The 22,086-nt window shown below is 39.2% G+C and carries 24 protein-coding genes; 13 read left to right on the top strand and 11 right to left on the bottom strand.

All coding sequences use genetic code 11. From position 1 onward, the window contains the following. Positions 1 to 128: 128 nt before the first annotated feature. Together QJV33_RS02530 and QJV33_RS02525 are read right to left on the bottom strand one after the other, a co-directional pair. A complete protein-coding gene (locus QJV33_RS02530) occupies positions 129 to 809 on the bottom strand; it encodes a YggS family pyridoxal phosphate-dependent enzyme (protein ID WP_281461843.1) in 681 nt (226 codons plus the stop codon). Positions 810 to 863: 54 nt separating this feature from the next. After that, entirely contained in the window at positions 864 to 1,655 is a 792-nt protein-coding gene (locus QJV33_RS02525; RefSeq protein ID WP_281461842.1) for a glycosyltransferase family 2 protein, read from the bottom strand. Positions 1,656 to 1,819: 164 nt separating this feature from the next. On the opposite strand from QJV33_RS02525, the gene QJV33_RS02520 reads away from it, so the two are divergent. The 4 genes from QJV33_RS02520 to QJV33_RS02505 all read left to right on the top strand — a co-directional run bounded on the left by QJV33_RS02520 (position 1,820) and on the right by QJV33_RS02505 (position 7,018). Further along, positions 1,820 to 3,082: an RsmB/NOP family class I SAM-dependent RNA methyltransferase gene (locus tag QJV33_RS02520; RefSeq protein WP_281461841.1), complete on the top strand. Its 1,263-nt coding sequence runs from the start codon at positions 1,820 to 1,822 to the stop codon at positions 3,080 to 3,082. A gap of 153 nt (positions 3,083 to 3,235) precedes the next feature. Continuing rightward, positions 3,236 to 3,907: a ribulose-phosphate 3-epimerase gene (gene rpe / locus QJV33_RS02515; protein ID WP_281461840.1), complete on the top strand. Its 672-nt coding sequence runs from the start codon at positions 3,236 to 3,238 to the stop codon at positions 3,905 to 3,907. A 42-nt stretch (positions 3,908 to 3,949) separates the two neighbouring features. Further along, the gene (locus QJV33_RS02510) at positions 3,950 to 5,872 is read left to right on the top strand and encodes a heparinase II/III family protein (protein ID WP_281461839.1); all 1,923 of its coding nucleotides are present in this window, start codon (positions 3,950 to 3,952) and stop codon (positions 5,870 to 5,872) included. A 9-nt stretch (positions 5,873 to 5,881) separates the two neighbouring features. After that, positions 5,882 to 7,018, top strand: coding sequence for a glycosyltransferase family 4 protein (locus QJV33_RS02505; RefSeq protein ID WP_281461838.1), 1,137 nt, complete (start codon positions 5,882 to 5,884; stop codon positions 7,016 to 7,018). Between the two features lie 4 nt (positions 7,019 to 7,022). Here QJV33_RS02505 and QJV33_RS02500 read toward each other — a convergent pair whose 3' ends face one another. From QJV33_RS02500 to QJV33_RS02470, 7 genes are all read right to left on the bottom strand, one after another. After that, positions 7,023 to 7,391 carry a DUF4186 domain-containing protein gene (locus QJV33_RS02500; protein WP_281461837.1) on the bottom strand — a complete coding sequence of 123 codons (369 nt, stop codon included), beginning with the start codon at positions 7,389 to 7,391 and terminating at the stop codon, positions 7,023 to 7,025. 93 nt (positions 7,392 to 7,484) lie between these two features. Continuing rightward, positions 7,485 to 7,844, bottom strand: coding sequence for a hypothetical protein (locus tag QJV33_RS02495; RefSeq protein WP_281461836.1), 360 nt, complete (start codon positions 7,842 to 7,844; stop codon positions 7,485 to 7,487). Beyond that, positions 7,790 to 7,987, bottom strand: coding sequence for a hypothetical protein (locus QJV33_RS02490; RefSeq protein WP_281461835.1), 198 nt, complete (start codon positions 7,985 to 7,987; stop codon positions 7,790 to 7,792). Before QJV33_RS02490 ends, QJV33_RS02495 begins: the two co-directional genes overlap by 55 nt. A gap of 76 nt (positions 7,988 to 8,063) precedes the next feature. Continuing rightward, complete coding sequence (locus QJV33_RS02485) at positions 8,064 to 8,558, bottom strand: hypothetical protein (RefSeq protein ID WP_281461834.1); 495 nt, start codon at positions 8,556 to 8,558, stop codon at positions 8,064 to 8,066. 98 nt (positions 8,559 to 8,656) lie between these two features. Further along, complete coding sequence (locus QJV33_RS02480; protein WP_281461833.1) at positions 8,657 to 9,472, bottom strand: glycosyltransferase family protein; 816 nt, start codon at positions 9,470 to 9,472, stop codon at positions 8,657 to 8,659. 28 nt (positions 9,473 to 9,500) lie between these two features. Further along, the gene (locus QJV33_RS02475; RefSeq protein WP_281461832.1) at positions 9,501 to 11,021 is read right to left on the bottom strand and encodes an APC family permease; all 1,521 of its coding nucleotides are present in this window, start codon (positions 11,019 to 11,021) and stop codon (positions 9,501 to 9,503) included. A gap of 117 nt (positions 11,022 to 11,138) precedes the next feature. Continuing rightward, positions 11,139 to 11,801: an alpha/beta hydrolase gene (locus QJV33_RS02470; RefSeq protein ID WP_281461831.1), complete on the bottom strand. Its 663-nt coding sequence runs from the start codon at positions 11,799 to 11,801 to the stop codon at positions 11,139 to 11,141. 255 nt (positions 11,802 to 12,056) lie between these two features. On the opposite strand from QJV33_RS02470, the gene QJV33_RS02465 reads away from it, so the two are divergent. From QJV33_RS02465 to QJV33_RS02430, 8 genes are all read left to right on the top strand, one after another. Further along, entirely contained in the window at positions 12,057 to 13,154 is a 1,098-nt protein-coding gene (locus tag QJV33_RS02465; protein WP_281461830.1) for a cysteine desulfurase family protein, read from the top strand. 23 nt (positions 13,155 to 13,177) lie between these two features. Then, the gene (locus QJV33_RS02460) at positions 13,178 to 14,332 is read left to right on the top strand and encodes a cysteine desulfurase family protein (protein WP_281461829.1); all 1,155 of its coding nucleotides are present in this window, start codon (positions 13,178 to 13,180) and stop codon (positions 14,330 to 14,332) included. A gap of 24 nt (positions 14,333 to 14,356) precedes the next feature. Then, complete coding sequence (locus QJV33_RS02455) at positions 14,357 to 14,671, top strand: ferredoxin family 2Fe-2S iron-sulfur cluster binding protein (protein WP_271829061.1); 315 nt, start codon at positions 14,357 to 14,359, stop codon at positions 14,669 to 14,671. 4 nt (positions 14,672 to 14,675) lie between these two features. Continuing rightward, positions 14,676 to 15,743, top strand: coding sequence for a tRNA 2-thiouridine(34) synthase MnmA (gene mnmA / locus QJV33_RS02450; protein ID WP_281461828.1), 1,068 nt, complete (start codon positions 14,676 to 14,678; stop codon positions 15,741 to 15,743). A gap of 85 nt (positions 15,744 to 15,828) precedes the next feature. After that, on the top strand, positions 15,829 to 16,878 hold the full coding sequence (locus QJV33_RS02445; protein WP_281461827.1) for a taurine ABC transporter substrate-binding protein: 1,050 nt from the start codon (positions 15,829 to 15,831) through the stop codon (positions 16,876 to 16,878). Between the two features lie 67 nt (positions 16,879 to 16,945). Beyond that, entirely contained in the window at positions 16,946 to 18,031 is a 1,086-nt protein-coding gene (locus tag QJV33_RS02440) for a glycosyltransferase family 4 protein (protein WP_281461826.1), read from the top strand. A gap of 99 nt (positions 18,032 to 18,130) precedes the next feature. Continuing rightward, positions 18,131 to 19,465, top strand: coding sequence for an O-antigen ligase family protein (locus QJV33_RS02435; protein ID WP_281461825.1), 1,335 nt, complete (start codon positions 18,131 to 18,133; stop codon positions 19,463 to 19,465). After that, on the top strand, positions 19,452 to 20,501 hold the full coding sequence (locus QJV33_RS02430) for a CobW family GTP-binding protein (protein ID WP_281461824.1): 1,050 nt from the start codon (positions 19,452 to 19,454) through the stop codon (positions 20,499 to 20,501). Before QJV33_RS02435 ends, QJV33_RS02430 begins: the two co-directional genes overlap by 14 nt. 147 nt (positions 20,502 to 20,648) lie before the next feature. On the opposite strand, the gene QJV33_RS02425 is transcribed toward QJV33_RS02430, so the two are convergent. Next, positions 20,649 to 20,981: a hypothetical protein gene (locus tag QJV33_RS02425; RefSeq protein ID WP_281461823.1), complete on the bottom strand. Its 333-nt coding sequence runs from the start codon at positions 20,979 to 20,981 to the stop codon at positions 20,649 to 20,651. 31 nt (positions 20,982 to 21,012) lie between these two features. Next, entirely contained in the window at positions 21,013 to 21,468 is a 456-nt protein-coding gene (locus QJV33_RS02420) for a hypothetical protein (protein ID WP_281461822.1), read from the bottom strand. A gap of 405 nt (positions 21,469 to 21,873) precedes the next feature. Between QJV33_RS02420 and QJV33_RS02415 the strand changes: the two genes are divergently transcribed. Further along, positions 21,874 to 21,996 carry a hypothetical protein gene (locus tag QJV33_RS02415; RefSeq protein ID WP_281461821.1) on the top strand — a complete coding sequence of 41 codons (123 nt, stop codon included), beginning with the start codon at positions 21,874 to 21,876 and terminating at the stop codon, positions 21,994 to 21,996. The last annotated feature ends 90 nt before the right edge of the window (positions 21,997 to 22,086 follow it).

The following is a 22,086-nucleotide window of genomic DNA, read 5'->3' as shown; positions in this document are numbered from 1 at the left end:
CTTCGTTGGAAGAATCAGTCATGTAAAGAAACTCCACATATATTCATAATCGCTACAGATTATTCAAAAACAACTGTAAGCCAAAACAAACGACACATATAGCTTTTTATATGTTTTGGAAAGTTTTTTTATATTTTTGCAGGGCGAGCCCCAAATATAGCAGAGCCGACACGCACGAATGTGGCGCCACATGCAATCGCGTCTTCGAAATCAGCAGACATTCCCATAGAGATTTCAGGTAATTCGTAATGATGTGCAAATTGAGCTAATTGTTGAAAATAGGGAACAGGATCCTTACCAATAGGGGGGATTCCCATCACACCGTGCACGTTGGTGCCAAATTGTTTCAAGCAAAGTTCAATAAACTCATTTGCTTGTGTGGGTAATATTCCTGTTTTTTGCGGTTCTTGACCAATATTGATTTGAATGAATAATTTGGGGCATCGCCCAGTTTTATCGATTGCTTTTTGTAAAGGATTTAACAAAGCAACGCGGTCGATCGTTTCAATAACATTGGCAATTTTAACGGCATCAAGGATTTTGTTGGTTTGAATAGCACCAATAATATGTAATTGAATATTAGGATGAGATTCAATTAAAGGTGTGAATTTTTCTTTGGCTTCTTGAATACGGTTTTCGCCAAAGATCAAATGATGATGGTCTATCACAGATTGAATGGCTGGTGTCGGATGAAATTTTGATACGGCTACCAATCGGATATCTTTGGAATGACGACCACAACGCAAAGCTGCTTGTTCAATACGTTGTGTAATTATATCAAGATTCTGTTGTATAGTGATCGCGCTCATTATAAAAATCAGTATAAATTGAAATGAATTTTATACTAGAATGAATAGAATGCGTTATCCATCTTTTTTTTCCCATAAATGTTCGCGCAACTGCGTGATTGTGGCTTTGCGTTTTTGGAATTTTTTCCTTAAATAGCTGTAAAAAAACCAATCTTTTAGGAAAAACGGAGTGAATTCATAGAGCATCTTTTCAAATTTATTCCATTGGACTTTTTTACGGTCTGCACGTCGTTCAGAGGGCATGCACCAATGTTTAGCAGAATAATAAGTTTTGCCCACTTTGAGTAAACGATGAACAACTTCATGATCCATCAGGACATAAGGCCAAATTTGTTGGTCAAATCCGCCCACTTGCCTTAAGCTATCGGTGCGAAAGGTCTGAGCATATCCACCCGCGTGGCATTGTTTGCTAAATATTTTTGATTTTCTGGCAATCTTACGGCATCGTTTTTGACTTTTATGGTCATAATAAGGGGCATAAATGTCACATGCCATTACACCAACAACTTCTGGCTTTTGTTCGAAAATATGATTGCAAAACCAAAGATAATAAGGCGGATAATAGGTATCCGCATCAATCGTGGCAACATAAGGGGTGTTGACTGCTTTTAATCCAGTTTCTAAAGCCAGTGTCTTGCCAGGTTTAGGCTCGTATAGATACACAGCATCAATATCAGGATAGGCTGCTAATGTTTGTTTGGCAATAGCTTCGGATTGGTCGTCAGAGGCATTATTAATTAAAATTAATGTGAAGTCTTTGAAATGTTGAGCACAGATGGATTCTAATGTGCCAGTTAGGAATTTTTTTTCGTTGTAATAAGGCAGAAGGATAGACCATTTTTTCATGGTAAAAAGTAATGTTCCTTTGTCGTGGAGTAATGAAAAATAAAGATACTATAATAAGCAGAAATGTGGCATATTTAAGGGATATAGGATTGATAATATGTATTTAAAGTGTAAAACAAAGAAAATCCCATTCAATATAAAACTATAAGATTAAGTCAGAAATAATGAATAAAGAAAAAGACGACACTCGTCAAATCGCTTTTGAAGCCCTTTGCCAAGTTTTAGAACGTAACCGTTCTTTGGATGCTGTTTTGGATCTTTTGTTATCTCGTCACGCAGATAGCCGAGACAAAGCCGCAGCCTATCGGTTGATCGTGTGTTGTCTAAGGCAAAAAGGTGTCTTGGAAGCCATTATTGAACCTTTATTACGACGCGCGCCACCTCAACCTGTTTCAGTTATTTTATTGTTGGGGGTTGCACAAATTATTTTTTTGGAAACGCCAAGGCATGCTGCGATTAATACAACAGTGAATTTGGCGCGCAAAAATGGGTTTTCTGGGTTTACAGGTTTGGTGAATGCGGTTTTACGCAAAGTCGCAGATCAAGGCAAGGAATGTTTAGAAGGGCTCGATCAAGAGCGGTTGAATTTACCGACTTGGTTATGGCAAGAATGGGATAAAGCAGGCTTTAATCCCCGTCAATTAGCGCAATGTTTGAATTATGAAGTGCCTTTGGATTTATCTGTCAAATCTGGTCTATCTGCTCCACAAGGTGGGGTTTTGTTATGTGCGGATAGTTATCGATATCCTGTGGGAACCAAAGTCAATAATTTGTCTGGATTTGAAGAAGGACAATTTTGGGTGCAAGATGTGGCAGCGTCTTTACCTGCATTTTTATTACAGGTAAAACAAGGTGAAAAAGTGGCTGATCTATGCGCTGCCCCTGGTGGAAAGACTGCTCAGCTCGTGATGGCTGGCGGACAGGTCGTGGCTGTTGAAAAGGATCCAAAACGGATTAAACGCTTAAAGGAAAATCTGGATCGTTTGCAATTAAAAGCAGAAATTGTGCAATCTGATGCCGCCCAGCTGCAATATAAAGAAGAATTTGATGCGATTTTATTGGATGCCCCATGTTCTGCCACTGGTATTTTCCGTCGTCATCCTGATGTATTGCACATAAAAAAACCAAAAGAAATTAGTGGGCTGGTCAACGTGCAACGTCAATTAATTCAGGCGGCACTAAGATATTTAAAACCAGGGGGGCGTTTAATGTACAGCGTTTGCTCCCTACAACCTGCCGAGGCAGAAGAGCAAGCACGATATATGTCCAGTTTGCCAGAAATATTGCCTTTACCTTTGACGGTTGAGGATATTCCATTTTTACCTGAAAGTATTATCAAAGAGGGTTGGGTTAGGACATTGCCCTCTATGTGGTCAGAAAAAGGAGGGTTGGACGGATTTTTTATGGCAAGATTTGTAAAAAAATGATTTACTATGATATATAAACACCGTTTTGTAAAAAATTAGAAAAAATTGGCGAAATTGCGTGTATATCATATTTCTTTTTACCTAGTTTAATGTCATTTTATTGTATAATTTCAATAAAATGTGAATCCTGTTATCATTACGAATGGAGTTTTTATGCCAGCTTTAGCCGTTCCTCTCATTGCCCCAAGTATCCTTTCTGCAGATGCTGCTCGTTTTGGTGAAGAAATCAAAGCCGTTGATGAACAAGGTGCGGACTGGATTCATTTAGATATTATGGATGGGCATTTTGTACCGAATATGACATTTGGTCCTTCGGTTATCAAGGCTTTACGTCCCTATAGTAAACTTCTTTTCGATGTGCATTTAATGATTCAACCTGTTGATTTGTTCATAGAACCCTTTGTCAAAGCAGGGGCAGATCAGATTTTATTTCATATAGAGGCTGGTCCTCATGCGCATCGTACGTTACAAACGATTAAATCTTTTGGGATCAAAGTTGGGATCGTATTATGCCCAGCAACCCCAGCACAGGCAATCTCTGAAGTTCTGGATATGGTTGATACGATTTTAGTTATGACCGTTAATCCAGGTTTTGGAGGGCAAAAATTTATTGCAAGCCAACTGCCAAAGATACAACAAATTCGTCAAATGGCTGATGCAACAGGACGGGATATTCGTATCAGTGTCGATGGTGGGATTACAAAGGAAACAGCGCCACTCGTCACCAAAGCGGGGGCGGATGTCTTGATTGCTGGGACATCGGTTTACGGTCAAAAAGATTACCGTCAGGCGATGAATGCTTTGCGTGGAACAGATAAAAAATAGCAATTATTCATTATTTGTTAAACAAGAAGGGGGCAGGTCAGGATGGCTTTACAAAGCATGCTACGAAAAATGCGGCTATCTTTGGCGCTCCTTCCTCCTGTTGGCTATGGAAAACTCCCTTTAAACCCTGCCTATTTTCTGCGTGATTTATGGAGTGGTGATTCTATCTATGGAATGCATCTGATTAAAGGAGAGTTGATTTACAAAGATTACATTATTTCTTTGCAACCTGGATTATGGGGTAAGCAAAATATCCCTATTGATGGCTTATGTAAGATTTTCGATTTTTCTTGGCTACGTGATTTGCGAGAATTTGGAACGGATAATGCCCGATTATGTGCACGTGCATTAATCGTCGATTGGATGAGCCGTCCCCTCAATACGCAACACAAAGTTGCTTATCGAGGCGATATTTTAGGGAAACGCTTGACCAATTGGTTGGGGCATTACGATTTTTTTGCTGCCTCGGCAGATGAAGCGTTTAAACGACAATTTATACATCGGGTGATGATAGAAGGACGTTATATCACTGCTATGTTGCCCCCAACTGCTCGCAGCTATTATGCATTTGCAATGCTAAAGGGGGTTATGGCTGTTTCATTATGTTTGCCCGAACAATTTGATTTGATTGTAAAAATAACCAAATGTTTAAAGAATGAACTGGCTAATCAAATCCTCGAAGACGGGGTTCATATAGAGCGTAACGCTGAAATCCAATTGATGGTGTTGCAAGATTTGGTTGAAATTAAATTAATGTATCAGCTGATCCATCGCCGTCCGCCGAATGAATTAACCAGTGCGTTGGATAATTTGAGCAGGGCATTGCGTGCGTTGCGTCATGGTGATGGTGGGTTGGCTTTGTTTAATGGATCAAACGAATCAAATTCGCAATTTATTGATCGTATTTTATTTCACGCCACTCAAAAGCGTGTGGCAATGACCAATATGACCAAGGGTGGCTATATTCGTTGTCACGCCAATAGAGCAACGTTATTGGTGGATAGTGGCACCCCCGCCGATATTGGTCGCAGAAGTAAACATGCAGGGTGTCTTTCTGTGGAATTCTCTGTTGGCAAACAACGTGTTTTTGTCAATTGTGGTGCGGGCGAAACCAAAACATGGAGATCTATTTTGGGATGTACGGCTGCACATTCTGTGCTTGATTTAAATGGTACGGATTCAGTCGAATTTGTACAGGGCAAAGTAACCTCTAGTTTTGAAGCCGTTGCAAAACATCATATAGAAGAGGGCGCCCACCTTTTGGAAATGGGTCATAATGGCTGGTTAAAACGCTATGGAGTTATTTATCAACGGACAATTTATCTCTCATCAAGCGGTCAAATCCTGAAGGGTGAGGAGCGTATTGATGGTCCTCAACACTATCCTTTTATGGTGCGTTTTCATTTGCATCCTTCTATCATTGTTGAAGAAGAATTTATTGAATTTGTTAAAGGGAAGCCTGAGCATGTTTATTCCTTAATGGCCAATAATCCGCATGAAGGTCGACAAATTTGGTGGTTTCGTTTTGCTGGTGCAGATGCAAGAATAGAAGAAAGTGTTTATTTTGGCAGTGGCAGTCGTGTATTGACCAAGCAGATTGTTTTATATGTGACATTGCCAGAGAAAGAGGCTAATAAAGAAGAAATCGTTTCTGTTCCAACAGAATTGACATCTAGTGCAGATGCAGTCGATACCCAAACGGTGTTGGTTGAACAACAAGAGGAGAGTTCGGATTATGTGGCTATTTTTCATAGTAAAAACAATGATAAAAGAAGTGGGCAGGAAAGTGATGCTGTTATACATCCTGAAACTATGCCTGAAACAATTGTGTCGCAAGAAGACCCAGTGATACCAGAGTCAACAGAAAAAAAAGAAACAGAAAAACCAACTTCTGAAATTGAAAATTCTAAAAAAGCAGTCAATTCACCACAGATCGTTCGCTGGGCGTTGCATCGTAAGTTATAAGTTGTTGTTATGAAAATTCTTGAAGTAACCAATGTTGATTTTTCATTATATCAGTTTTTATTGCCTTTGATGCGTATTTTAAAAGCACAAGGACATGAAGTTATTGGTGTTTGTGCCGAGGGTGATTTGCTCAAAAAAGTCCGACAAGAAGGCTTTGTAATTCGGACGGTGCCTTTTGTGCGTTCTTATGCGCCTGTGGGTCAAATCAAGGCGTTGTGGGCGATTTATAAAATTATTAAGCAGGAACGACCTGATATTGTGCATGCACATATGCCGATCAGTGGTTTTTTAACCAGAGTGGCAGCGTTTTTGTGTGGCACTCCGATTATTGCTTATACTTGTCATGGGTATTTATTTAATCAAGCAGGGCAAGGGATGAAATCTTTGATCCGGCGTGGGTTATCATTTGCGTTGGAATGGTGTGCAGGAAAAATTACACATCTTTATATGACGGTTTCTGCGGAAGAAACCAAAGATGCAAAAAGATTACAGATTCATCCTCAGCCTGTTTATATTGGGAATGGCAGAGACCCTGTGAAATTTGCACCTGATGCAGCTATACGTTCTGAAATCCGTCAAGCTATTGGAATTAATAACGATAAAATCGTATTTTTAATTGTTTCTCGCTTGGTGCGTCATAAAGGATATCCTGAATTATTAGCATGCTTTATCGCGATTGCAGCACAATATAAGAATACTGAATTATGGATTGTTGGGGAACGTCTCTCTTCGGATCATGGGGATGCGTTAGATCGCGCGTTTGATAGTGCCAAAGAAAAATTAGGCGATCAATTACGGTTGTGGGGATACAGAGACGATATTAACCAATTGATGAAAGCAGCAGATGTGTTCGTATTACCCAGCCATTTTGAAGGCTTGCCCATGTCGATTGTTGAAGCAATGCTGTCAGAGCTTCCTGTAATAAGCACCGCAATTCGTGGTCCACGTGAGCAAGTCGAACATCAAAAAACGGGGTTATTGGTTCCTGCTGGCTCTGTGTCTGAATTGGCAAAGGCAATGGCGTGGATGATTGAATATCCCCAAGAACGTCAAGCAATGGGTAAACGAGGGCGCAAGCGCGGCTTGGAGTGTTTTACCGAGGAACAGCAACTCAAGAAAGCCATGCAGATATTGTTATCTCATTAGCTGCTTATGAGTGCTTTTGTAAATCTTGTATCAGCCATAAGTGAATGACAGATAAAATATAAGTTTGCTCTTCTAAGGTTAATGGTTGTTTTTGAGCAATGTTATACCATTTTTGTAGGCATCTCCGACAACAAGTCGCCGTGGCATGTTGGGTAATAAAGACAGGATGTCCTTTCCAAGGGGTTTGTTTCCCATCATTCTTAGGCTCGGCTGGCGCAAGCCGTTGCATGATAAAATCTTGCGCATGGGACATGATTTTATCCATCCCTTGCTGATGTAAATAAGCAAGCTCTTTTTCTTTTAGAGTAAAACGAGCGCGAAAAGCTGAATAGCTAAGGCGTTGCAGAATAAGATGAGGCTTGGGGAAGGTCATTGATCCCTCACGATACTAAAAAGGATATAAAAGAGCATCTGTCTTTTATATCCTTTTGTAGAGAGAGATGTGATCGTTTCAGTATGATTGTATTTATTTACATTTTTCAACAAGATTTTTATAAGTTTCTTGGACACCTGGTTGTATATAACGCAGCATTTCACCTTTTTCAAAATTTGTGTAACGCGGTGAAAGAGCAGATAAGACCATCATTCTAAGTAGAGATTTGTAGTTTGAATAAACAGCTGTTCCCGTCATTGGAATAGTTTTATCTGTAATTAAGTCTATTGGACTTTTTTGGAAATCTGCAACAATTTGTTCAGCTTCTTCCTGACTGATTTTATTATCTTTAATTAATAGTTTCAGCATAGATCCACTACCAACCAAACACTGATCAACTATTGGACTTCTGATGCCTGCTTTTTTAAAACATTGATCCAAAGCCTTGGCCATGCCATCGATTCCATTTTACAATAAGCAGGCGTAAAACGTTTAATAGAGGCATTAATCGTTGATTGAGGTAATGTATGCTCTGCTTTGGCAGACGCCGTAAAGGGTAGGGCAAGAGCAGCAAGTGTAAATAATATTTTCTTCATGATAACCTATATTACTATTATTATATTTCATAAATTCTTATATAAAAAAGAAATAAATAATGCAAATAGGCTTTTATTATTTTTTACAATGCCCTGTGATACCTTTATACACAGGATCAGCACCTTGTTGTAAATACGCCAAGATTTGTGGGCTGTTGTAAATATAAAACCGTGGCATGTCGCCCAACATTTGTAGTCGTTTTACCACAGAGGCGAAATTTAAGTAAGATTCTGTTCCACTGACGGGGATATTTTTATCAGCGATCACTTCTGAGGGTTTTCTATCTAATATCGATAGATCAGCTTTTTTGTCTTGGATCAATATCTTTGCAATCGTGATATCGCCTAAAATACACATGTCCATGGTGACGCTGGTATCTTTAGTGTTTTGATAACATTTTTCAACGGCTGATGCCAATCCTTGCAATCCGTTTTGACAGAAAGGGGGCGAAAATTGTTTAATTGCTGTTTCAATTGTCAAAGGCAGCATCGCAACAGGTGCAGGAACTGCATGGGCCGTCAAAGGGAAAAATAACAGTAAAGAGATAAAGAATAGATATTTTTTTATCATAATTGTTGTGCTTTAATCATCATATAAGGGGTGAGAATAGTAAGTTGTTTATTCCATAATATATAAAGGGTTTTATCCTTTAATTCTTTATTATTAGGTTAAAGCGAGGACATTAAATCCTGAGGGATATCCATCAAAGGTGAGGAAATTATATTGGGATCAGTTGTTGTGTTTAACATATCATCCAAAGTGCCGTCTTGTTGATTTGTGCGTAATTTATTCAAATATTTTCGCATTGTACTATCAGATACACGATGCAATCCGCCAAATCCTGCTTTTATACTTTGTGCGCTCCATTCGAATTGACGCGTCATAGAAAGTCTGTGCATTAAACGGGTTTCATCAGCATATTTAAGATGAAATAACCAAAAATGTTTATTCCATGTAGAACTAGAATTTGTTGTATGGAAACCTGGGTTCCAATCATTGGGAATAGAGCTGATTAGCGCTTTGCAAGACCAGCTCGAAATCATCCCTTTGGGACGTTGCGGCAGAATAGGTTTGGTCCAATCCATTGGTGGCGCGTTTTCTGGATCAACGACTTTTACACCAATGCAACGTAAAATTTTATCGGTTTGTTGTCCAAGATAGGTTTGTATGGTTATATTAGGTGAGGGCGGACGAAATACAATAAATTCATCCGTATCAGAGAAAATGACCCAATTATAAGTTTCAAGTAATTGTTGTTGCCACATTTTGACTGCGTTCAGTCGTTCAACTTCATCATAATAAGGGCGTTTAACAATTGCACTTTTGATACCCTCAATGACAATAGGAGATTCATTGCTGTGATCTAAGATAAATAGGTTTTCACGACCAACAAGGTTGCTATAGGAATTTACCCAAATAGGTAATAAAATATCTTCTTTGTAGCATAGCGTAAAAGCAGCGACGCGTGGATATAGATTTTGCATTGTGGTAATTCCCTATATAAAATACGGACTAGGACTGGTTAGGCGATTGGTGTTGTTTTCCAATTACGGAATGTTTACGACCATACCCATAATATCCAAAAAAACCAACCACTGCATAGGAAATTAATAAAATCATTGGAATAGGGTTATGATGAAAAATAGACGAAACCATATCAATTAATAGCGGAATAATCATTGCTATACAACTAATGATGCCTAACATGGGGATATATCCAATCCATATTTCCCTTAAATAGAACCCACCCAAAGGCACTTCAAAAGGTCGGGGTAAATCAGGATGTGCATTACGTTGCCAAATAACAGTAAAGCAAACGATAATAAATGCTGATGCTGTCCCAAGGCTGACCAGATCACTGATAATGTCGATGGGTAAAAAGGCAGTGGCAATGGAAACGCATACACCCAGAATCAAGGTGCCACGCCAAGGGGTTTTATATCGTGGGTGCAATCCGCAAAATGCGGGGGGCAATAACCCATCTTTTGCCATAATAAAAAAAATACGTGTCTGGCCATATAATAACGCCAACATGACAGAACATAGCCCAATGACGGCACTGATTTTTAGTGTCCATGTTAAAAACGGGATATTAATATAGTTGGTTGCAATTGCCAAAGGATCGGAAACATTTAATTGTTTATACGGAACCACACCGACCAACACAATAGCCACCCCGATATAGATTAATGTTGAAATCCCCAAAGAAGCAACAATCCCAAAAGGAACATCTTTTTGAGGGTTCTTTGCTTCGGATGCAGCGGTGGAAACGACTTCAAAACCAATATATGCAAAGAAAGTGGTTGATGCAGCCCTGAATATTCCTGTGGTTCCAAAATTCATAGCCCCCGTTGATTCAGGGATAAAAGGGGTTAAATTCATGGGGTTAATATAGAAAAATCCAATGGCAATGAATAAAATTAAAATACCGACTTTGATTGTAACAATAATTCCGTTGATTGTAGTAGATTCTGAAACACCAAATAATAAGGCGATAGAAGCCATCATAACGCACATCGCCCCGACCAGATCCATCGATTTTACAATGATAATGCCTTTATTATAACCTTCGGGTGAGGGTTGAAACATCGGATGATGGATAAAGGAAGGCAGGTTAATATGAAGATCTTGTAACAAAGACACACTGTAACTGGAAAATCCAGACGCAACGGAAACCGCAGAAATTCCATATTCCAGTAATAATAGCCACCCAACTGCCCATGCAAATTTCTCCCCCAATGACGTATAGGCATAGCTGTAAGCAGATCCAGCAACAGGGATAGTTGAAGAGAGCTCTCCGTAAGAGAGGGCAGTAAAAAGACATGCAATAGCGGCAATGATAAATGATAAAACGACCGCCGGTCCTGCAAAATTAGCCGCTGCCGTGCCTGTCATGACGAAAATACCCGCACCCACCGTGGCACCCACCCCAATCGTGGTCAGTCGCCAAGGTCCTAAACAACGATGCAGATTATGGGAATCTGCTTCTTTTGTAATTTGTTCAAGGGATTTACGCTTTGAAATAAGGGCCATACTTAAAAAATTTAAATCAGCGGTAAAATCAGTTTTTATAAAAATGATTTATTCATGGGATATAAAATACAAATGGTCAAAGAATGGCATCAATAAACCATTTTTTTGACCAAAATATTAATCTAATGGTGATTCTTTACGACGTGTAATGATGTCTTGGACATGCTCTTCGATCGCTTGACCAATTTTATCGGCTTCGTTGGCAAAAATATGATTGGCTTTTGGTAAAACACGATAATCGACATCAATGCCTTTTTGGGTGTTCAGCTTTTCAACAAGTTTATCAATTTCCCCAACTGGGACAATGGTATCGGCTTCACCTGCAATCATTAGCCCACCACAAGGGCAAGGGGCTAGGAAGTTAAAATCATAATGATTGGCAAGAGGGGCAACGCTGATCCAGCCTTGAATCTCGGGACGGCGCATTAATAATTGCATCCCAACAAACGCACCAAAGGAATAGCCACTGATCCAGAGTTCGTTGGAATTTGTATTTGCCATTTGCAACCAATCGAGTGCTGCTGCTGCGTCAGAGATTTCACCAATGCCACCATCATACTCGCCCTGAGAGCGTCCAACGCCTCGAGAATTATAACGTAATACGGAAAAACCCAAACTCTGGAACGTTTGATACATCGTATAGGTAATACGATTATTCATGGTTCCCCCTTGCAAGGGATGGGGATGAAGAATTAACGCAAGAGGGGCGTTGGGTTCATGAGAATGATGATACCGCCCTTCAAGACGACCTGCAGGACCTGCAAACATTACCTCTGGCATATAGTTATCCGTTAGTTTGACAAATGATGAGCTTGATTGCTGAAAAAAGAATCACAAGCCTACTTCTATAAAACGATTTTAGATAAAGGAAAAGCATTTTTAAAGAATTTAATGATATCCCTGTGATTAAATTACATAATTTTTATGTGATTTTGTTATTTTATGAGAAGTTATCAAATTATTATTTTTTTATTGAAGTGTTCTGGGTAAAGTTTGTAAACTGAACAACCCTATTCTTATTGATAAAGAGCAAAGATGAATAAGCCTGTTTATTTAGACGCCAATGCTAGCGAGCCCGTTCGAGATTCTGTGATATCAGAAATGGTCAAAGCATTGCAGGTCACGGGTAATCCTTCGTCGGTGCATGCAATGGGACGGCGGTGTTATCATATGATCGAGGATGCACGTGAAGTGATTGCAGATCATTTTGGAGGGGATGTTCAAAACTGTATTTTTACGTCTGGTGGCACAGAAGCAGACATTTTGGCGATCTATGGACAAAAGCAAGATCGCCCTTTGTGGGTTGGGGCAACGGAACATCCCGCGATCAGTCAAATTGATTGTCCTAAAACCATTTTACCTGTGACGCAACAAGGAATTGTTGATCTTGGTTTCTTAGAACAATCATTGCAACAGGTCGATACCCCACCGTTGGTCTGTTTAATGCTTGCTAATAGTGAAACAGGTGTTTTACACCCCATCAAAGCAGCATCAGAATTATGTCACCAATACGGGGCTTTGCTGCATGTTGATGCGGTTCAGGCAGCGGGGCGCATTAAAATTGATTTATTAGAACTGGGCGCAGATAGTTTGGCGGTTTCCGCCCATAAAATGGGTGGTCCCAAAGGGGTTGGTGCTTTGTTACTAGCCCCGGGCAATATCAGAGGTGCAAAACGATTAGAGCCTTTGTTTGTTGGCGGTGGTCAAGAACAAGGGCGCAGAGGCGGAACGCAAGCCTTGCCTATCATTGTTGGAATGGCAGAAGCAGTGAGGGCTTCTTATATTCAAGACCGAACTGCTATTATACATATGCGTGATGCGATTGAAATGGCGGCGAAAAAGCAAGGTGCCATAGTTTGCGGTGAGGGTGCAGAGCGGTTGGATAATACGTCTTGTATAGCATTCGAAGGTAAATCAGCTCAACAACAGCTGATGGCATTGGATATGGCTGGTTTCTGTGTTTCAACGGGATCAGCTTGCTCTTCGGGTAAAGTGGCAAAATCCCCCGTGTTAATTGCAATGGGATTAGAACATTTGGCAGGGTATAGTATTCGTGTTTCTTTGCCGTGGAATATTACCGAACAAGAAACAGAACAATTTATAGAGGCTTATTGCCGAATGATTGCTGCATAGATCATTGTAAAGGGAATGATTTATTGGATTCATTTATCTATTTAGATTATCAAGCCACAACCCCTTGTGACCAACGAGTCTTAGAGGCGATGTTGCCTTATTTTACCCAGTCTTTTGGTAACCCCCATTCGGATCATGAACTAGGACAACAAGCCCATCATGCCGTTGAACAAGCAAGAGCGCAGGTTGCTGAACTATTAGGGGTGATGGTTTCAGAAATTATTTTTACTTCTGGAGCCACAGAAGCCAATAATGTTGCCATTCAAGGAGCAGTTAAATATTTACTTAAACAAGGCAATACGGCACGCAGAGTCATTACTGTTTGCACGGAACATAAAACAGTTTTGGAAATAGTTCATTCCTTGGCTGAATGGGGAATTGAAATTGTTGTTTTGCCAGTAAATCATGAGGGTCTGATTGATTTAGAACGGTTCAAAGAAGCTCTTAAAACTCCAACATTATTAGTCAGTATCATGGCAGCAAATAATGAGACTGGTGTATTGCATCCTGTTGAAAAATTGGCACAAATAGCGCATGAATATGGGGCATTATTTCATTGTGATATGGTGCAGGCGGTTGGTAAAATAAGCTCTCCGTCATTCCAACATATTGATTTGGCATCATTATCAGGACATAAAATCTATGCCCCCAAGGGGGTGGGTGCTTTATATATCAGTCGTAAACCACGCGTAAGATTATCCCCTTTATTTTATGGGGGATATCAAGAAAGAGGGATTCGTTCTGGAACGTTGGCGGTACCGTTAATTGTTGGGTTGGGTGCTGCGTGTCAGATTTTGCAACAAGAAAGGCACACAGAAAATTTAAGATTAGGATACTATAAACGTCAATTGTTGGAAGGGTTACGCAAAGCAATTCCAATGATAAAGGTCAATGGTTCTTTGGTACATTCTTTGCCACAATGTATAAATTTGTGCTTTCCTGGGGTGCAGGCTCTTGATCTTTTCAAGAAAACGCCTCATTTATATCTATCAACAGGGTCTGCTTGTACTGTATCTTCTTTCGTTCCCTCTTATGTTTTAATTGCGATGGGAAAGTCTACGGAAGAAGCATTTCAAAGTTTTCGGTTATCGTTTGGTCGGATGACAATGCAAACTGAAATACAGCAAGTGATTGATGCTTTATCTTGTGCTTATGAAGATATTATGGCAGGAAGATAATCATTTTATTTAAAGGAAGTAAAAATGCCTCGTATGACATTTATTGAACGTGATGGCACGGAACGTGAAGTTGATGCGCCTGTTGGGTTATCTGTTTTGGAAATTGCTCATAAAAATGATATTGATCTAGAAGGCGCTTGCGAAGGCTCATTGGCTTGTGCAACCTGTCATGTTGTGGTTGATGAAGCATGGTGGGATAAATTAAAATCTGCTGCTGAAGAAGAAGAAGATATGTTGGATATGGCGTTTGGTCTTGAAAAAACCTCTCGCCTTGGATGTCAAATTATTATGACCGAAGAATTAGACGGTCTTGTTGTTCGTTTACCAAGATTGTCATAGAACAATGCGTATTATGGTTGCCATGTCTGGTGGTGTTGACAGTTCTGTGACTGCGGCTTTGTTAAAAGAGCAAGGACATGATGTTTTTGGGGCTACATTACAGTTGTATGATGCGCGTGGTGTGGTGAAAAAAGGATCATGTTGTGCAGGACAAGATATTCGTGACGCCCGCAGAGTTTCCGATCAATTAGGAATTCCTCATTACGTAATTGATGCCGAAGATCGCTTTCACCAAACGGTGATTGATCGCTTTGCACAATCTTATACACGAGGGGAAACGCCAGTTCCTTGTATCGAGTGTAATCAAGGGGTCAAATTTACTGATCTGTTGAATATGGCGCGGGAATTAGGCGCGGACGCAATGGCAACCGGGCATTATGTCCGTAGGATAGAGGGTATTAACGGGGCAGAACTTCATCGCCCTGTGGATATGAGCCGCGATCAATCTTGGTTTTTATTTGCAACGACCTCTGAACAATTAGAGTTTTTACGCTTTCCTTTGGGTGAAATGCCTAATAAAGATGTTGTTCGTCAAGAGGCAGAACGTTTTGGCTTAACGGTTGCGCAAAAATCAGATAGCCAAGATATTTGTTTTGTTACCGATAAATCCTATGTTCAAATTGTTGAAAAACTGTCCCCCGAAGGGTTAGAACAAGGCGATATTGTTGATGAAACGGGCGCAGTTCTAGGACAGCATGAAGGGATCGCTCATTACACTGTAGGGCAAACCAAACGTTTGGGTAATTTGGCAATGCGTCAAGGCGACAAGCAAATGGTGTTGCGTATTGATTCCCAAACCCGACGCATTGTTATTGGTCCAAAACAGGATGCGGGGCGCAAGTTATTTTATTTGCGTGATTTAAATTGGTTGATACCTATTCCTGAGCAAGATATGCGTTGTAATGTTCAAATCCGTGCGCGAGAACAAGAACGCTCTGCAACCATTAGAATATTACCAGATCAGCGTGTGCAAGTGGAATTAGAAGAAACGGGCAATCCTGCGCCTGGGCAAGCCTGTGTATTTTATCAAGGATCACGGGTATTGGGGGGTGGTTTTATTACATTATCATAATATTATATAATATTTTTCTTTTCTTCCAAAGGTTGCTGTTGTATTACAGAGAATGCCTGAGAAATGGCTTCTCTGGGTATAAGCAATGAAATCGTTACATATTGGGATGCTGCAGTTGTTTTTAAAATCATCTTTGAGTCAGATAAAATTCTATATTTTATGTGTTGTTGCGTTATTGATGGTCTTTATTTGTTGTCTTGTCGATCAAACGGCCCATGCTGCGATCCGTATTGGGTGGACAGATCAGGTTGATTTGGCAAAAATTGCACAAGTCAATGGAGCTTATCGAAAAGCGCTTGGGGAACGGATTGATTGGAAACAATATAATGATGATTTCCAAATGCTTCATGATCTTGCTATTGAAAAAATTGATTTCGCACCAGTTGGATTGATTGCGCTGACCTCTGCGGTGACAGCGGGTGTTCAGGTGCGCATTATTGCTATCAGTTCGCAATATGGCACAGGCAGTGGGCTGGTTTTACGTAATCAAAGCCATATTGATAAGCCAAAATCTTTGGTCGGTAAAAAAATTGCTGTGCCTTTTTTAACATCTGCTCATTATAGTTTGTTAAAAGCATTAGAACATTGGAAAATTGATTTTCACAAAGTGCAATTAATCAATATGCCTGCGGATAAAATAGAGGATGCTTGGAAAAAGGGAGATATCGATGGGGCTTATGTTGAAGGGATTACGTTGCTTCATTTTCAAAAAGATGGGCATGTATTGGTAAATTCTCAACAACTTGCGGATTGGGGATATCCTACGTATGTTTTTTGGGTAACAATGGATAACATGATTGCAGCAAAACCTTATTATGTTGAACCTTTTGTGAATACAACATTGAGTATTATCAAAGGCTTTAATCAACGAAAAGATCAATTAACACCACAATCCAAAGATATTGTGGATGTTGCAAACTTATTAAAACTTTCTCCAGAAGATACGCTAACTTTGTTAAAAGGCAATCTTTATATAGGACAAAGAGAGCAATCTTTGATTTTTGAACGTCGTTTGCCATCATATTTGGGAAATATTGCATTATTTTTACGGGGTCTAAATGTAATGAATAATGTATTATCTGATTATTTAATTTATATTTATCCCAGCTTTGTTGGCGACGCAAAGATCAAATAGTTATTGATATTTAGTTAAATATTAAAAGGAGGGTGGTACTGTCGTGATGAAGAAAACATCAAGGATAATGACAGTGCTTCCTCCAAAAGAAGGCTTTTCGCCCGATTGTGTTGGTGCGGTTGGGTTGCTTGTGCGTCGTTTGGCGCAACCCAATGATCTGATCGTGGGGAGAGCTTTGACCAATTTGCCCTTTTCAGGATTGCGCTATTTAGAAATATCCAAAAATTGGTTCTCAATTTTCATGAAAAACAAAGCATATCGTCATGGTGTTGCTGGTTTTGTAAAAAAATATCGTCCTTGTTTGATTGAAATCCATAACCGCCCCGAGATTGCTTTATTTATTGCACAACGATTTCCTCGTATACCTGTGACGTTAACGTTGCATAATGACCCCTTATTGATGAGAGGGTTAAAAACCAGTATAGAGCGAAAAAAAATGTTGCGCAAAGTGCATGTGGTTGCGGTATCTCAATGGGTAAAGGATCGTTTTTTATCCCATCATGTGACAGGTAACGTTACAATATTGCCCAATATGATTGATTTTCAAGAAATTCCTGCATATGTTCCTATTACTGAACGTCAAAGAACAATTTTATTTGTTGGTCGCGTTGTTGCTGATAAAGGAGCAGATTTATTTGTCCAAATTTGTGAGCAATTTCTGCAAATAGACCCAACATGGACGGTCGAAATGATCGGTGCAGATCGTTTTGATGTAAACAGTCCCCAAACGCCTTTTATTCAGCAATTAAAACAGCAAATTAAATCAAAACAAATTTATATGACAGGCTATTTGCCTTACGATCAAGTATTGCAAAAGATGGCACATGCCTCGGCTGTGATTATGCCCAGCCGATGGTCGGAACCTTTTGGAATGACAGCTTTAGAGGCAATGGCATGTGGTACTCCTTTGTTGGTTTCCTCTGTGGGGGCATTGCCTCAAATCGTTGGTCAAGGTGGGGTGTTTATTGATCCTAAAAAAACCGAGCAAGCGGCGATCATGTTATCTAAATTGTTAAATGATATCCAGTTACAACAAGAATTATCGACAAAAGCGAGGCAACAAGCTTTTTTGTATAATAAACCAGATGCACTTCAAAGATTGGTCGCATTTAGAAAAAGAATATGCCCTGCTCTGGCTGTTGAATATCATTAATAAAATTTTATTTTATGCTGCGATTATTATAGAGTAAAGCGTTATGCTGGGTCTTGGAATCGTTTTGGCATTTTATGGATTAAGTGGTGCAGTTTTTATATGGTTAAAAATAAAAAAATATCAGATTTTTTTCAATATAGTTCAATAGGTGCAACGCTTATTTTGCCCCTCTTTTTGACGCATTTCAGAGGGATTGCAGATGGATTAATCAGCTATGTTGCGATTTGTTTTATATTCGATTGCTTGATACATAAAGAATGGGAATGGACAAAGCAAACTTGGGTGATGTTGATGTTTGCTTGGTGGGGATGGTTATTGATTTGCTCTATACCTTTTGGTTCAGTTGCAGGATATGCAACCAATGGCAGCTTCCTACAAGCAATAGGAGTCGTTCGTTTCTTATTTTTTATTATTGCTATGCAACAATGGGTGTTAAGAAAAGCAAAATATCGCCGATGGTTGGCTTATGTTATTACATTTTGTGTAATATATATTTTGCTCAATATGTTGGCACAATTAACGATTGGCTATAATATTTTAGGAATGCCACGTTATTTTGATGGTACTTTGACGGGACCTTATGAGCATCCGCGGGCTGCTGCACCATTGTCGCGGATTTTGTTGCCGGTTACTTTGGCGAGCTGTGCTTATTTACTGTGGCAATGTAAAAAGCCTAGGGGACAGATTTATACGCTATTTTGTTTGCTATTTGTGATTGGGATCATGATTTTAGCAGGACAAAGAATGCCCTTTGTTTTGTTTGTATTTGGTCTAGGAATTGCAACGATTTGGTTAAAATATTTGCGTGTTTTAGCGTTGGCAACATTGATCGCTATTCCTGTTCTTATTCTAGTGACTGCCTTTGCTTCTCCTGAAAGTTTTAATCATTTGGTGACGCATTTTATAGACCAAATGTCTCATTTTTCCACCAGCCCTTATGGATTGGTCTATGTCAGGGCCCTTGTTATGGGGGTGATGAATCCTTGGGCAGGGTTGGGATATGATGCGTTTAAACATGCGTGCGGTAATCCGATTTATTTTTATGGCTGGCCATTTTGGGATCCCAGTTCTGGGAATGGTGGGGGGGCGATTATCTGTTTGACGCATCCTCATAATCATTATTTACAAATCTTTATTGATGCTGGCATTCCTGGATTATTATTATTTATTTTATTTATTGGTAGTTTATTGGTTGAACTAGCCAAGGGATTAGCCGTTACGGCAACAACTAAAAATCAAGCCGTTCAAAAAGCATGGTGCGTGGGATTATTTGCAGCAGTGTTTATTCATGAATGGCCTTTGTCCTCGACCAGCAGCTTTTTTAATATGCCGTTGGGGGGGTGGTTTTTCTTATTACTAGGTATGGGGCTAGCATATAGTTGGGATTATCAAACAACAATGAAAGAAAGAGAGCATAATAATGTCAGAAATTAACGACACGGTGCCAGTGACGGTGCTTACGGGATATTTAGGTGCGGGTAAAACAACTTTGTTAAATCATATTTTAACGCAACAACATGGTAAGAAATATGCGGTGATTGTGAATGAATATGGTGAATTAGGGATTGATAACGATTTAGTCGTTGATGCAGACGAAGAAATCTTTGAAATGAATAATGGCTGTGTATGCTGTACTATTCGTGGGGATTTAGTGCGTATTTTAAGTACATTAATGAAACGCCGTACGAAATTTGATGGAATCATTGTGGAAACGACGGGTTTAGCTGATCCTGCGCCTGTGGCACAAACATTTTTTGTAGACGAGGACGTCAAGAAAAAGACCAGATTGGATGCGGTGATTGCTGTGATTGATGCTCAACATGTCATGCAAACACTGGATGATAGCAAAGAAGCCGTTAATCAAATCGCATTTGCAGACGTAATTTTGCTGAATAAAATCGATCTTGTGGATGAAAAGACTTTAAAAACAGTGGAACAACGGGTTAAAGCGATTAACCCTTATGTGGCTTTGTATCATACGCAAAAAGGTCAAATTGCGTTGGATAAAATTCTAGATCGTGGTGGATTTGATTTGAAAAAAGCGTTGGAATTAGCGCCTGATTTCTTGGATAATCATCACGATCACGATCACGATCACGATCACGATCACGATCACGATCACGATCACGATCATAAGCATGACCATGACGCACATCATCATCATGGGGATGGTGTCACCAGTATATCATTGTTAGAAGACCAGCCATTAGATTCAAAACGCTTTGATCTTTGGATAGGGTCTGTTTTACAACAATTTGGTGTCGAGCTGTTGCGTACCAAAGGGATATTGAATTTCTCTGATTCCAAAGAATGTTTTGCGTTTCAAGCTGTGCATATGATGGCAGATGGGGATTTTATTCGCCCTTGGAAACCGAACGAAAAAAGATGTTCCCGTCTGGTCTTTATTGGTCGTCATTTGGATGAGAAGAAATTACGTGACGGTTTTAAAAGCTGTATTGCGTCTTCTTAAAATTAAAATGGCTTATTAGACTTTGATAGTACGTATATTCTAATGAATATACGTATTTTTATTAAAGCATTGAATTATAATGGTGTTTGTATTTATATTATACAAATAGTCATTGTAAATAGTGCAGAATTTAAGATAGCAAGATTATTAATTATCAGGATCAATACCCCCACCAAATTGCCCCATTTTTCTATCTAATTGTATCGTAGGATTTGCCTTGTCTCTTGTTTGTGCGTCTACATCAACAGAATATTCAAGTCTATCCGAAGGATTGTTTAAATCATATTGGTATTGGTTACCCATATTACTTTGATAGGTTGCATTGTTATGATTAGAGGGTGCAGGATGATTCGCATTGTTTAACCCCCTATTACTACTAGGTGTTTCTAGTCCAGTAGGTATATTGTCTGAGGGCATTTGAGCATATGCTTGTGTGGATAGCAAAGAAATTCCCAATAATATGATATATTTTTTCTTCATTTATTTTCTCATTTAAACATTATATAATTCTTTAAGCTATGGTCTGAATTATAGGTTCTGGCGTTGGTGTATTAGGATTGATTGGGGTTAACTCTTGATTTAGCGTTTTCGGTCTGATTTTATACATTTTACTGCTAAATGGATCGACGGCGAACCAGCCAATTAGCCCACCAAATCCAAGATTACCCAAATAATACCAACCATTGGGGGAAGTTTTTAGTTGATATTTGATATCATTATAGCCAGCTTTGCTTAGAGTAACCGTATATTGTATCCCTCCGAAATAGGAACCATCACTTTTTTCTAATGATACCGAGGAGGGAGTTTCGCCTTGGGCTATAATATTTCCTTTATTATCAGAAATTACATAAGATGCTTTGTCTGGGTTGCTGTTGATGCTTATATTTTGTTTGCTCGAACCTACGATTGAAGCACAACCGCTTAATATCAAAATATTTGCAAATAATAATGGTAATATTCGTTTCATTCAATATTCCTTAATTGTTTTGATTTATGATTTTACTTATTCCATTCATGGTGAATTCTAAAATAAATAGGCAAGAAACAAGTAAAACCCTCGTAATATTTCGTAAGGAAATAGAAGAATATCCAAGGTTGCTGATAGAATATAATCATGACGGATGTCATAGAGAAATACATAGAATGGCGATATAATTGTTCCCCCTCCTAAAATTGTCATAATCAACCCAAAAAAATCCAAGAATATTGTTCATTTTAGATACTAACCTTCTTAAATACTATGAATAACCCAGTATTATACATGGTTTAGATAAACTACGAATATCGTAACTCTTATTTTTTTAAAGAGTTACAATGGTACCGAAATCGTATCGAGATATCTTTTGCTGTCGTTTAAAAGAGGCTAGAAAGCTTGAAGGATTATCATAAAAAAAATTTGGACATTCTTGCAGGGCTTGATGAATTCGTCGCCATTCCCCGAGTTAATCGATATGAAAAAAAAGGCGTGCATAAGGTCGATATCGAAACCGCCTAAAAGCTGGCAGATGTGTTAGAATTTCCTTTGGTGTTTTTATATACAGAAAATGATTTTTTAGCACAATTCATAATGGTTTACCACAAATTA

Origin of the sequence: Commensalibacter nepenthis, assembly GCF_029953305.1 — a bacterium.
Taxonomy (GTDB): domain Bacteria; phylum Pseudomonadota; class Alphaproteobacteria; order Acetobacterales; family Acetobacteraceae; genus Commensalibacter; species Commensalibacter nepenthis.
The sequence above is the reverse complement of the archived record's forward strand: the minus strand, read 5'-3'. Positions and strand labels throughout refer to the sequence as shown.

Excerpts from the sequence above, each read along its gene's own strand:
- rpe (WP_281461840.1), top strand. The coding sequence starts at position 3,236 with ATGCCAGCTTTAGCCGTTCCTCTCATTGCCCCAAGTATCCTTTCTGCA.
- QJV33_RS02520 (WP_281461841.1), top strand. The coding sequence starts at position 1,820 with ATGAATAAAGAAAAAGACGACACTCGTCAAATCGCTTTTGAAGCCCTT.
- QJV33_RS02485 (WP_281461834.1), bottom strand. The coding sequence starts at position 8,558 with ATGATAAAAAAATATCTATTCTTTATCTCTTTACTGTTATTTTTCCCT.
- QJV33_RS02420 (WP_281461822.1), bottom strand. The coding sequence starts at position 21,468 with ATGAAACGAATATTACCATTATTATTTGCAAATATTTTGATATTAAGC.
- QJV33_RS02505 (WP_281461838.1), top strand. The coding sequence starts at position 5,882 with ATGAAAATTCTTGAAGTAACCAATGTTGATTTTTCATTATATCAGTTT.
- QJV33_RS02440 (WP_281461826.1), top strand. The coding sequence starts at position 16,946 with ATGACAGTGCTTCCTCCAAAAGAAGGCTTTTCGCCCGATTGTGTTGGT.
- QJV33_RS02475 (WP_281461832.1), bottom strand. The coding sequence starts at position 11,021 with ATGGCCCTTATTTCAAAGCGTAAATCCCTTGAACAAATTACAAAAGAA.
- QJV33_RS02490 (WP_281461835.1), bottom strand. The coding sequence starts at position 7,987 with ATGAAGAAAATATTATTTACACTTGCTGCTCTTGCCCTACCCTTTACG.
- QJV33_RS02470 (WP_281461831.1), bottom strand. The coding sequence starts at position 11,801 with ATGCCAGAGGTAATGTTTGCAGGTCCTGCAGGTCGTCTTGAAGGGCGG.
- QJV33_RS02445 (WP_281461827.1), top strand. The coding sequence starts at position 15,829 with ATGAAATCGTTACATATTGGGATGCTGCAGTTGTTTTTAAAATCATCT.
- QJV33_RS02525 (WP_281461842.1), bottom strand. The coding sequence starts at position 1,655 with ATGAAAAAATGGTCTATCCTTCTGCCTTATTACAACGAAAAAAAATTC.
- QJV33_RS02435 (WP_281461825.1), top strand. The coding sequence starts at position 18,131 with ATGGTTAAAAATAAAAAAATATCAGATTTTTTTCAATATAGTTCAATA.
- QJV33_RS02510 (WP_281461839.1), top strand. The coding sequence starts at position 3,950 with ATGGCTTTACAAAGCATGCTACGAAAAATGCGGCTATCTTTGGCGCTC.
- QJV33_RS02530 (WP_281461843.1), bottom strand. The coding sequence starts at position 809 with ATGAGCGCGATCACTATACAACAGAATCTTGATATAATTACACAACGT.
- QJV33_RS02465 (WP_281461830.1), top strand. The coding sequence starts at position 12,057 with ATGAATAAGCCTGTTTATTTAGACGCCAATGCTAGCGAGCCCGTTCGA.
- QJV33_RS02430 (WP_281461824.1), top strand. The coding sequence starts at position 19,452 with ATGTCAGAAATTAACGACACGGTGCCAGTGACGGTGCTTACGGGATAT.
- QJV33_RS02500 (WP_281461837.1), bottom strand. The coding sequence starts at position 7,391 with ATGACCTTCCCCAAGCCTCATCTTATTCTGCAACGCCTTAGCTATTCA.
- QJV33_RS02455 (WP_271829061.1), top strand. The coding sequence starts at position 14,357 with ATGCCTCGTATGACATTTATTGAACGTGATGGCACGGAACGTGAAGTT.
- mnmA (WP_281461828.1), top strand. The coding sequence starts at position 14,676 with ATGCGTATTATGGTTGCCATGTCTGGTGGTGTTGACAGTTCTGTGACT.
- QJV33_RS02495 (WP_281461836.1), bottom strand. The coding sequence starts at position 7,844 with ATGGCCAAGGCTTTGGATCAATGTTTTAAAAAAGCAGGCATCAGAAGT.
- QJV33_RS02425 (WP_281461823.1), bottom strand. The coding sequence starts at position 20,981 with ATGAAGAAAAAATATATCATATTATTGGGAATTTCTTTGCTATCCACA.
- QJV33_RS02480 (WP_281461833.1), bottom strand. The coding sequence starts at position 9,472 with ATGCAAAATCTATATCCACGCGTCGCTGCTTTTACGCTATGCTACAAA.